General features: G+C 71.5%; 9 protein-coding genes and 1 pseudogene. 5 read left to right on the forward strand and 5 right to left on the reverse strand.

Going from position 1 to position 9,722, the window contains the following annotated elements; translation table 11 throughout:
• The 3 genes from NBZ85_RS21765 to NBZ85_RS21775 form a co-directional block, all read left to right on the forward strand.
• Positions 1–463 (forward strand): carboxyl transferase domain-containing protein (locus NBZ85_RS21765; RefSeq protein ID WP_308205204.1); only part of this gene is annotated, 463 nt, incomplete at its 5' end.
• A gap of 38 nt (positions 464–501) precedes the next feature.
• Positions 502–2,532 carry an acetyl-CoA carboxylase biotin carboxylase subunit gene (locus NBZ85_RS21770; RefSeq protein WP_261554340.1) on the forward strand — a complete coding sequence of 677 codons (2,031 nt, stop codon included), beginning with the start codon at positions 502–504 and terminating at the stop codon, positions 2,530–2,532.
• 37 nt (positions 2,533–2,569) lie between these two features.
• On the forward strand, positions 2,570–3,721 hold the full coding sequence (locus NBZ85_RS21775) for an acyl-CoA dehydrogenase family protein (protein ID WP_261554339.1): 1,152 nt from the start codon (positions 2,570–2,572) through the stop codon (positions 3,719–3,721).
• A gap of 26 nt (positions 3,722–3,747) precedes the next feature.
• Here NBZ85_RS21775 and NBZ85_RS21780 read toward each other — a convergent pair whose 3' ends face one another.
• The 5 genes from NBZ85_RS21780 to NBZ85_RS21800 form a co-directional block, all read right to left on the reverse strand.
• Positions 3,748–4,296, reverse strand: a complete 549-nt coding sequence (locus tag NBZ85_RS21780; RefSeq protein WP_261554338.1) for a hypothetical protein — start codon at positions 4,294–4,296, stop codon at positions 3,748–3,750.
• 174 nt (positions 4,297–4,470) lie between these two features.
• A complete protein-coding gene (locus tag NBZ85_RS21785) occupies positions 4,471–5,082 on the reverse strand; it encodes a cysteine hydrolase family protein (RefSeq protein WP_261554337.1) in 612 nt (203 codons plus the stop codon).
• A gap of 101 nt (positions 5,083–5,183) precedes the next feature.
• Positions 5,184–6,707 carry a catalase gene (locus tag NBZ85_RS21790; protein ID WP_261554336.1) on the reverse strand — a complete coding sequence of 508 codons (1,524 nt, stop codon included), beginning with the start codon at positions 6,705–6,707 and terminating at the stop codon, positions 5,184–5,186.
• A gap of 15 nt (positions 6,708–6,722) precedes the next feature.
• Positions 6,723–7,154, reverse strand: a complete 432-nt coding sequence (locus NBZ85_RS21795) for a Fur family transcriptional regulator (RefSeq protein ID WP_261554335.1) — start codon at positions 7,152–7,154, stop codon at positions 6,723–6,725.
• A 94-nt stretch (positions 7,155–7,248) separates the two neighbouring features.
• Positions 7,249–8,409 carry a phosphotransferase family protein gene (locus NBZ85_RS21800; RefSeq protein WP_261554334.1) on the reverse strand — a complete coding sequence of 387 codons (1,161 nt, stop codon included), beginning with the start codon at positions 8,407–8,409 and terminating at the stop codon, positions 7,249–7,251.
• A gap of 191 nt (positions 8,410–8,600) precedes the next feature.
• Between NBZ85_RS21800 and NBZ85_RS33295 the strand changes: the two genes are divergently transcribed.
• Both NBZ85_RS33295 and NBZ85_RS21805 read left to right on the forward strand, forming a co-directional pair.
• Positions 8,601–9,059, forward strand: a complete 459-nt coding sequence (locus NBZ85_RS33295) for an AAA family ATPase (RefSeq protein ID WP_368861422.1) — start codon at positions 8,601–8,603, stop codon at positions 9,057–9,059.
• A 312-nt stretch (positions 9,060–9,371) separates the two neighbouring features.
• Positions 9,372–9,722: pseudogene (locus tag NBZ85_RS21805) on the forward strand (ISAs1 family transposase); the annotation flags it as partial.

The raw sequence follows: 9,722 nt of genomic DNA on the forward strand, positions 1-9,722 counted from the left end.
CAGGGAGTACGAGGCGGGTGGGATCGCCAAGCACGGAGCGAAGATGGTGACGGCGGTGGCATGTGCGCGGGTGCCGAAGTTCACCGTGGTCATCGGGGGAAGCTTCGGCGCCGGTAACTATTCGATGTGTGGGCGGGCGTATTCGCCGCGTTTCCTGTGGATGTGGCCGAACGCGCGGATCTCGGTGATGGGCGGGGAGCAGGCCGCGGCGGTGCTAGCCACCGTCCGCCGCGAGCAGTACGCCGCCCGCGGGCAGGACTGGGCGGCCGAGGCGGAGGAGGACTTCCGCGCCCCGATCCGCGAGCGCTACGAGGTGCAGGGCAGCCCGTACTACTCGACTGCCCGGCTGTGGGACGACGGGGTGATCGACCCGCGCGACACCCGCACGGTGCTCGGGCTCGCGCTGTCGGTCGCGGCCAACGCGCCGATGGACCCGCCCGGCTACGGCATCTTCCGGATGTGACCGCGACGGAGGTGAAGGCGACGACAGGGAGGGCGAGCATGTTCTCGACAGTGCTGGTGGCCAACCGCGGGGAGATCGCCGTCCGGGTGATCCGGACCCTGCGCGAGCTCGGCATCGAGTCGGTGGCGGTCTACTCCGACGCCGACGCGGGCGCGCGCCACGTGCGGGAGGCCGACGTGGCCGTGCGGATCGGGCCGGCGCCCGCCCGCGAGTCCTACCTGAACATCGCCGCGGTGGTCGCGGCCGCGGTCGCCACCGGGGCCCAGGCCGTCCATCCCGGCTACGGGTTCCTGTCGGAGAACGCGGCGTTCGCGGCGGCGTGCGCCGAGGCGGGCATCGTCTTCGTCGGGCCACCGGTCCGCGCCGTCGAGGTGATGGGCGACAAGATCACCGCCCGGCGCGCGGTCGCCGCCGCGGGGGTGCCCGTGGTGCCCGGCCGCGACGACCCGGCGATGACGGATGCCGACCTGGTCGACGCCGCCGCGCAGATCGGCTACCCGGTGCTGCTCAAGCCGTCCGCGGGCGGCGGGGGCAAGGGCATGCGGGTCGCCGCGGACGCCGCACAGCTGCAGGCGGAGATCGCCGGCGCCCGCCGCGAGGCCGCCGCGGCGTTCGGCGACGACACCCTGTTCGTCGAGCGGTTCGTGGATCGTCCCCGCCACATCGAGGTGCAGGTCCTCGCCGACGCGCACGGCACGACCGTCCACCTCGGGGAGCGGGAGTGCAGCCTGCAGCGGCGCCATCAGAAGGTCGTCGAGGAGGCGCCGTCGGTCCTGCTGTCCCCGCAGACGCGGGAGCGGATCGGGGCGGCGGCCGTCGCCACGGCCGCCTCGGTCGGCTACGCCGGGGCGGGCACGGTCGAGTTCCTCGTCGCCGCGGCGAACCCGGAGGAGTTCTTCTTCCTGGAGATGAACACCCGCCTGCAGGTCGAACATCCGGTCACCGAGCTGGTGACCGGGATCGACCTCGTCGCCGAACAGCTCCGCCTCGCCGCCGGGGAACCGCTGGGCTACACCCAGGCCGACATCCGGCTGACCGGTCACGCGGTGGAGGCCCGGGTGTACGCGGAGGACCCCGCGCGCGGCTTCCTGCCGACCGGCGGGCGGGTCCTGCGGCTGGACGAGCCGTCCGGGCAGGCTGTCCGGGTCGACTCGGGGCTGCGGCTCGGCACCACCGTCGGGTCCACCTACGACCCGATGCTCGCCAAGATCATCGCCTACGGGCCGGACCGGGACACCGCGCTGGACCGGCTCGACCGGGCGCTGGCCCGGACCTGCGTGCTCGGCGTGACCACCAACATCGGTTTCCTGCGGGCCCTGCTCGACCATCCGGACACCCGCGCCGGCCGGCTCGACACCGGCCTGATCGAGCGGGACCTCGACGACCTGGTCGCCGCCGCCCCGGGTACAGCCGACCTGCCGGCCGTGTACGCGCTGGCCCGCCTGCTGGAGCTGACGCCGGACACCCCCTTCGTCGACCCCTGGGACGTCCCCAGCGGATGGCGGCCCGGCGAGCACTCGTCGCTGCACTGGACGATCACGGCCGCGGGCCTCGCCGGACCGGTCGAGGTCGGCGTCCGCGGCACCCCCGCGGATGCGCTGGTCGCCGTCGACGGCGGCGAGCCGATCCCGGCGGCCGTGGAGTGGGCCGGGACGACGGCCGCGGGCGAGCCGGGGAGCCGGCTGTCGGCCGGCGGCGAGCTGGTGGTGACCCTGGCCGGCCGCACTCGCCGGTGGCGGGTCGTCGCCGACGGTGCCACGCTCTGGCTGGGCGCCGACGGGGCCGCGTGGCCCGTGTCCGAACACCGCCGCCGCTCGGCCACGGCCACCGTCGAGGCCGGCGGCGAGGCCCGCAGCCCCATGCCCGGCACCGTCATCGCGGTGCATGCCGCCGCCGGCGACGAGGTGGCCGCCGGCGCGCCGCTGGTCGTCGTGGAGGCGATGAAGATGGAACACACCGTCGGCGCCCCGGTCGCCGGCGTGGTCAAGGACGTCCTCGTCGGCATCGGCGAGCAGGTCATCCTCGACGCGGTGCTCGCCGTCGTCGACCCGGCCCCGGCCGAGTCCTGAAGCCGGATCCCCGAGCCGAATCCCGAAGGAGGACATCATGCCCGACACCCGGCTGAGCGAGGACCAGGAGTCGCTGCGCAAGCTCGTTGAACAGTTCGCCCGCGAGGTCGTGGCGCCGGCGGCGGCGGCCCACGACGAGGCGAAGACCTTCCCCTACGAGGTCGTCGCGCAGATGGCGGAGATGGGGCTGTTCGGCCTGCCGTTCCCGGAGTCCGTCGGCGGGCAGGGCGCGGACTACTTCACCCTGTGCCTGGCGATCGAGGAGCTCGCGCGGGCGGACTCGTCGGTGGCGATCACCCTGGAGGCCGGCGTCGGGCTGGGCGCGATGCCGGTCTACCGGTTCGGTTCCGACGCGCAGAAGGAACAGTGGCTGCCGTTGCTGACGTCGGGACGGGCGCTGGGTGCGTTCGGGCTCACCGAACCCGGCGCCGGCAGCGACGCGGGCGGCACCCGCACCACCGCCGGCCTCGACGGCGACGAGTGGGTCATCAACGGGTCGAAGGCGTTCATCACCAACTCGGGCACGGACATCACCCGGCTGGTGACGGTGACCGCGGTGACCGGGCAGACCGCCGCCGGGCGCAAGGAGATCTCCGCGATCCTGGTGCCGGTGCCGACCGCGGGCTTCACCGCGCAGCCCGCCTACTCGAAGGTCGGCTGGCACGCCTCCGACACCCACCCGTTGACGTTCGACGACGTGCGGGTGCCGGCGGAGAACCTGCTCGGCGAGCGGGGCCGGGGGTACGCGAACTTCCTGAGCATCCTCGACGAGGGGCGCATCGCCATCTCGGCGCTGTCGGTGGGTCTCGCCCAGGCGTGCGTCGACGAGAGCGTGCGCTACGCCAAGGAGCGGGAGGCGTTCGGCGCGCCGATCGGGCGCAACCAGGCCATCGCCTTCAAGATCGCCGAGATGGAGACCCGGACGTACGTCGCGCGGGCCGCCTACTACGACGCCGCGTCCCGGATGCTCGCCGGCCAGCCGTTCAAGAAGCAGGCCGCGATGGCGAAACTGTTCTCCTCGGAGGCGGCCGTCACCAACGCGCGGGAGGCCACCCAGATCTTCGGCGGCTACGGGTTCATGAACGAGTACCCGGTGGCCCGGCACTGGCGGGACTCCAAGATCCTCGAGATCGGCGAGGGCACCAGCGAGGTGCAGAAGATGCTCATCGCCCGCGACCTCGGCCTGTAGGCGGCGCGGCCGGACCCGACCGCGAGTCAGGTCCGGTCGGTGCCGCCGAAGACGGCCCGGGCGGCGGCGATCCGCAGCTCGTCGAGCTCCTGCGCCTGCCTGCGGGCACGCTCGAGCAGCACGTCGAGTCGGTCCTGGTCGAGCCGGTCGTAGCGGTCGGCCACGGCACTCAGGGTGCGCCAGGCGGCCGCCTTGCCCGCCACCCCGATCCGCAGCGTCTCGAGCTCGATCACCGTGCTCAGCTCGGAGCGGCGCACGATCCGACCGTTGGACTTCAGCCGGCCCGCCGCCTCGGCGACCCAGCCGGCGGCGATCTTGTACTTCCGTTCGGGGACGCGGAGCGCGCGCATCAGCTCGAGCAGCGCGTCACGGTCCTCGGCGATCTCCGAGGCCACCCGGGCCAGCGCGGTACCGAAGGGCGTTGCGCGGTGGGCCGTCGCCGTGCGGCGGGCGAGTCGCAGCCCGGCGGTGGAGCCGGCCAGGTGGTCGTTCAAATAGATGCCGAGCGGATCCGGGCCGGCCTGCGCCCCGGCCCCATGACCGCCGGTGATGGTCTCGGTCCTGGCGTCACTCATGCCGCGCCTCCCTCGCTCGGGCTCACCGCCACGGGTCGGTCCTGCCGGTAGGTGTCTCCCGTCACGGCCGGGATAACCGGCGCGGGAGATCCCAGGGGCGCTGCCAGCGGGACGGGCACGGACCGGTGGGGCAGCGGCGGCCTGCTGGTGCGCACCGCTGCTGCCCCACTGGCTCTAGCGCCAGGCGGCGGTGATGGTGGTGGAGGGCACCACGAAGGCGATGTTGCGCATGGTGTAGCGCACGACGTGCTCGGCGTACTCGTACGGGTCGCCCGCGATGCAGTCCGGCGGGACGACGACCTTGTAGCCGAGGTTCATCGCCTCGATCGCGGTGCCGAGGACGGCGATGTTCAACGAGACGCCGGTGACGATCAGGGTGGTGACCTTCGTGTTGCGCAGGTACTGGTCGAGGCCGGTGGCGAAGAAGCCGGTGAGGCCCTGCTCCCGGCGGAACACGACATCCTCCGGGCGCGGCGCGATCTGGGGCATCACCGGACCCTGCCCGCCGGTGGTACCGGCCTCCGAGGACGACCGCAGACTCACGAACGTGTTGTGCGCGAAGCCGAAGCCGTCGGGGCGCCGTTCGTCGGTGCAGTAGTAGATCCGCACGCCCACCTTGCGGCCCGCGTCGAAAAGCGCGGACAGGTTGTCGAGCAGTCCGGTGCGCCGGGCGGACTCGGCGAGGCCGGGCAGTAACGGTCGATCGCCCAGCAGGTTTTCCTGGCATTCCATGTTCACGATGGCGGTGGTGGCCGGGTCCAGGTGCGGCGTCACGTCGAGAGGCATGGTCGGCACGCTACCCGGCACCGCCCGCCCCGGTCGTGGTTCGTTGCTCGGCGTCGGTGACGAGCGACGAACCACGATCCTGCGGGGCGGACGCGCCTGGCTCAGGCCTTGGCCTGCGCGTCTGACCGGGCGGGGTTGGCCTGCCGCGCGGCCTTCGGGTCGGTCAGGTGCTGCTTGGCCCGCACGCCCGCCTCGATCCGGCCGCCGAGATCCTTGTCGACATTGCGCCAGTACTCGAAGGCACGCTCGAGGATCGGCTCGCTGACGCCGTTGAGCAGGTGTCCGACGATGTTGTCGACCAGCCGGGCCCGGCCGGCGTCGTCGAGGACCTCGCGGACCAGCGTGCCGGCCTGACCCCAGTCGTCGTCGTCGGGACGCAGGGTGTAGGCGGTGCGCACCATCTCACCGTCGGCGTGCCAGCGGCCGCCGTCGTCGGTCAGCTCCGGCTGGGCCGCCGGGCCGCCGTAGGAGTTGGGCGCATAGACCGGGTCGCTGACGTTCTGCACCCGCATCGCGCCGTCCTTGGAGTAGCTGTGGACGGGGACCTTCGGCGAGTTCACCGGGATCTGCTTGTAGTTCACCCCGAGCCGGGCGCGGTGGGCGTCGGAGTAGCTGAACCCGCGGGCCAGCAGCATCTTGTCGGGGGACAGGCCGGTGCCGGCGACGAGGTTGTTCGGCTCGAACGCGGCCTGCTCGATCTCGGTGTGGTAGTCGCTGACGTTGCGGTTGAGGGTGAGGCGGCCGACCTCGTGCAGCGGGTAGTCGCCGTGCGGCCAGACCTTGGTCAGGTCGAACGGGTTGATCCGATAGGTCTTCGCGTCCTCGAACGGCATGATCTGCATCTTCAGCGTCCAGCTCGGGAACTCCCCGTCCCGGAGGTGCTCGTACAGGTCACGCTGGTGGTAGTCGGTGTCGATCGCCGCCATCTGGTCGGCCTCGTCCTGGGTGAAGAACTCGACGCCCTGGTCGGTCTTGAAGTGGTACTTCACCCAGAACTGCTCGCCTGCCGCGTTGATCCACATGTAGGTGTGACTCGAGTAGCCGTTCATGTGCCGCCACGTGCGCGGGATGCCGCGGTCGCCCATCAGCCAGGTGACCTGGTGGGCGGATTCCGGGGACAGCGTCCAGAAATCCCACTGCATGTCGTGGTCGCGCAGGTTGTTGTCGGCGCGTCGCTTCTGCGACCGAATGAAGTGCTGGAACTTCAGCGGGTCCCGGATGAAGAACACCGGCGTGTTGTTGCCGACGAGGTCGAGGTTTCCCTCGCTGGTGTAGAACTTCACCGCGAAGCCGCGCGGGTCGCGCCAGGTGTCGGGGGAGCCCCGCTCGCCCGCCACGGTCGAGAACCGGATGAGGACGTCCGTCTCGGCGCCGGGCTGGAACACCGCCGCCCGGGTGAAGGCACTGACGTCGTGGGTCACCTGGAAGGTGCCGAACGCGCCGCCGCCCTTGGCGTGCGGCTGGCGCTCCGGGATGCGCTCCCGGTTGAAGTTCGCCATCTGCTCCAGCAGATAGTGATCTTGCAGTAGTAGTGGGCCGTCCGGCCCGACGGTCAACGAGTGTTCGTCGCTGGCGACGGGCACTCCGGCGTCGGTCGTCGTCGGACGGGTCTCGTATGCGGTCACAATGTCCTCCTCGCCTTACCGTGCAGGGACACCATCCGATCTGCAGCTACGGCACACGCCCCAGAACACGACTTCGGCTTCTTCGATCACGAACCCGGCGTCATCACTCGGCTCCAGACAGGGGCGGGCGCCGGTCACGCAGTCCACATCGGCTACCCGCCCGCAGACACGACAAACCAGATGGTGATGGTTGTCGGCCGTGCGGGTCTCGAAGCGGGCCGGCGAGCCCGCGGGCTCGATCCTGCGGACGAGGCCGGCGGTGACGAACACCGCCAGCACGTCGTAGATGGCCTGCTTCGAGACCGTGCCGAGCCTGGCGCGAACCTGCTCGGCCACCGCGTCGGCCGTGGCGTGCGGATGCTCGGCGAGCACGTCCAGCACCGCGAGACGCGGCCCTGTCACGCGCAGGCCGGCCCCGCGCAACGCGGCTTCCCTGTCGGTGGGCATGCCCAGAACGATGCCACCTATTCTGGAAGAAGTCAATTTAACGACCACGCCGTTTTAACGACTCGTTCGCCGCACCCGGGTCGGGGCGGTCCACTCAGCCGGCCTGGGCCTCGAGCAGGGCCAGGGTGTCGAGGTCGGCGGTCGCGACGGAGAAACGCCCGATCATCGTGTGGTTGTCCTGCCCCCAGTGGTCCTTGGTACCCATCCAGGCCTGCAACCCGTACATGGCCCACCGCCGGTACTGCTCCCAGATCGCGTCCGCGGCCGGCACGTCACGCGCGCCCGTGGCCAGCAGCGCCTCCCGGTAGCGGGCCAGCAGCTCGCGTTCGTGGGCGCGGCGCTCCTCCACGGTGAGCGCGCCGACCATGAAGTAGCTGACGTCGCGCCAGGCGTGGCCCTTGCGGACCATCTGCCAGTCCAACCAGATGCGGTGACCGTCCGGGCGCAGGTAGGTGTTGCCGAGGTAGGCGTCGCCGTGCACGATCGTGCGCGGCCCGGTCTGCTCGCGAGCGTACTGGTTGAGCAGGTCGTAGGCGCGCAGGAAACGCTGCGGGTCGGCGACCATCCAGGCTGGCAGCCGGGAGATGTAGACATCGCGGCCCAGGTTCTCCTCGACCAGCCACCACATGATGCGGGCCTGGTCGCAGTCGCCGCGGGTGTCCATCGAGGTGGGCAGCCAGCTCGCCGCGTCGAGCCGGGGGCTCGCCCAGTAGCTGCCGTGCAGGACCGCCATGTCGTCGAGCGCCCGGCCGACCGCGTCGACCCCGATGTGCTGGAAGCTGCTGCCGAACTCGCCGCCGAGCTCGATGAGGTCCTCGAGGACCGCCAGCCCCTGGCCGCTGCCGTCGGGATCCCAGTCGGCGTAGTAGAACCGCGGCGCCGGGATCCGGCTGCCCTCGACCAGCTCGTGGTAGAAACGCGCCTCCACCTGGCAGATGTCCATGGGGTTCGCGCGGCCGGTGAAGTTCGCCTTGAGACACAGGTGCGCGGGCAGGCCCGCCCGCCGGCCGACCTCGTTGTAGGTGACGGCGACCCGCCCCTTCGTGGTGTGCGTGTTGCGCAGCTCCACGGTCCGCAGGTCGGTCACCTCGATGCCCGGGTAGCGGTTGGCCAGCATCGCACTTAACCAGGGCGCGGTGATCTGCTCCCAGTGCATCGGCATCGGCGCCGGGCGGGAGTACGGGCCGTAGCTGGCCAGCTCCGTGACGTCGGGCCGCCAGGGCTGGGCGGAGGGCAGGCTCGGGCTGTTCGACACGCGGCGACTCCTGTCATTCACACTCGGCTACGGCGCTCGCCTCTTGCAGGCATTGGCGCCGGTGGCAGATTGTGTCAGTCTCGCCCGCGACACGCCCGTTCACCAGGGATACCTGGCCGCCCCACCCCCGCCGAGTCGGATCTCGGACCGGGGCCCGGGAGAACCGGGCCTTCCTGCGGCGGGTGACGCGGATGGACGGCGTGTTGCGGCGGTCGGAGGTTTCCCTGCTGACCGCCCGGCTGGTGGCTGCGCGCGGAGGCCGGCTTCAGGTCGTCGTCATCGAAGGCGAATCGGGGGTCGGGAAGACAACCCTGGTGCGTCAGTTTCTCGACGGGCTGGACAAGGTGTCCGTCCTGGCGGCCACCGGTGACGAGACCGAACAGATGGTGCCGTTCGCCTCCATCGCCCAACTGCTGATCCGGGCCCGATCCCGGGATCGCTCGAGGTCGGCTCCGGCCTGGTGGCGTTGGCCAGCCGGCTCCACGGGTCCGACCGGACCGCTGTCACACCGCGCCGCGGATCCCTTCAGGGCGGAGAGGATGTCAAACCTTCCAGAGCTTCCACGGGAGTCGGCTGCGTCCGCCGGTGCCGGGCGCCAGATGAGCGAGAACCGGGACCAGAACCCTGCGTCGGGTGGCTCGACCTGCTGAGCCTGCTGGAGCGGCTCGTCCGGCCGGACGAGCCGCCCGGAGCGGCCAGCCCCTGTCCGCCGGACTGACGGGAAAACGTCCATGCGCCGACGGCGACCAGCCCGGCGATGCCCGGCGCGCGGGATCGCCGGTGGCGCCCGCCTCGCCGAGCGTTGCGGGGGCCTCGGTGCTCACCGCACAACCTGTGTGCAAGCTGAGAGCGATCGAAAACGCGTAGCCCGGCGTGTCCTTCCTGCCTGCCCGCAAGGCAACGCCCTACTCCGGGCGCCTTCCATCCCTGGGCCATTTCGCCTGGGAAGGCCGTGCCCGCCGATGCCATCATTTTCCCTCGCCGCCGTGGTCGACGAGCTTGCCGCGCGGATCCCCGACCTGACCGACACCCTGATCACCGTCGATGCGATGCACGCGCAGACCGCGCACGCCGACTACCTCCACGGCCGGGGAGCGCACCTGCTGGTCACCGTGAAACGCAACCAGCCCACCGTCCGCACCCGGTTGACAACGCTGCCGTGGACCGACGTCCCGGTCGGGCACACCCCCACCGGCCGTGGCCGCGGCCGGATCGAGACACGCACTCTGAAGGCCGTCACCGTTCCGGCCGGGCTCGGGTTCCCCCACGCCGCCCAGGCCCTCCAGATCACCCGCACCTCCCACCAGATCACC

It is taken from the genome of Frankia tisae, from assembly GCF_025403405.1.
In the GTDB taxonomy this organism is placed as follows: Bacteria; Actinomycetota; Actinomycetes; order Frankiales; family Frankiaceae; genus Frankia; species Frankia tisai.

What these genes read in the sequence shown, in the direction of transcription:
- NBZ85_RS21775 (WP_261554339.1), top strand. Translation starts at nt 2,570, where the DNA reads ATGCCCGACACCCGGCTGAGCGAGGACCAGGAGTCGCTGCGCAAGCTC.
- NBZ85_RS21785 (WP_261554337.1), bottom strand. Translation starts at nt 5,082, where the DNA reads ATGCCTCTCGACGTGACGCCGCACCTGGACCCGGCCACCACCGCCATC.
- NBZ85_RS33295 (WP_368861422.1), top strand. Translation starts at nt 8,601, where the DNA reads ATGGACGGCGTGTTGCGGCGGTCGGAGGTTTCCCTGCTGACCGCCCGG.
- NBZ85_RS21770 (WP_261554340.1), top strand. Translation starts at nt 502, where the DNA reads ATGTTCTCGACAGTGCTGGTGGCCAACCGCGGGGAGATCGCCGTCCGG.
- NBZ85_RS21780 (WP_261554338.1), bottom strand. Translation starts at nt 4,296, where the DNA reads ATGAGTGACGCCAGGACCGAGACCATCACCGGCGGTCATGGGGCCGGG.
- NBZ85_RS21795 (WP_261554335.1), bottom strand. Translation starts at nt 7,154, where the DNA reads ATGCCCACCGACAGGGAAGCCGCGTTGCGCGGGGCCGGCCTGCGCGTG.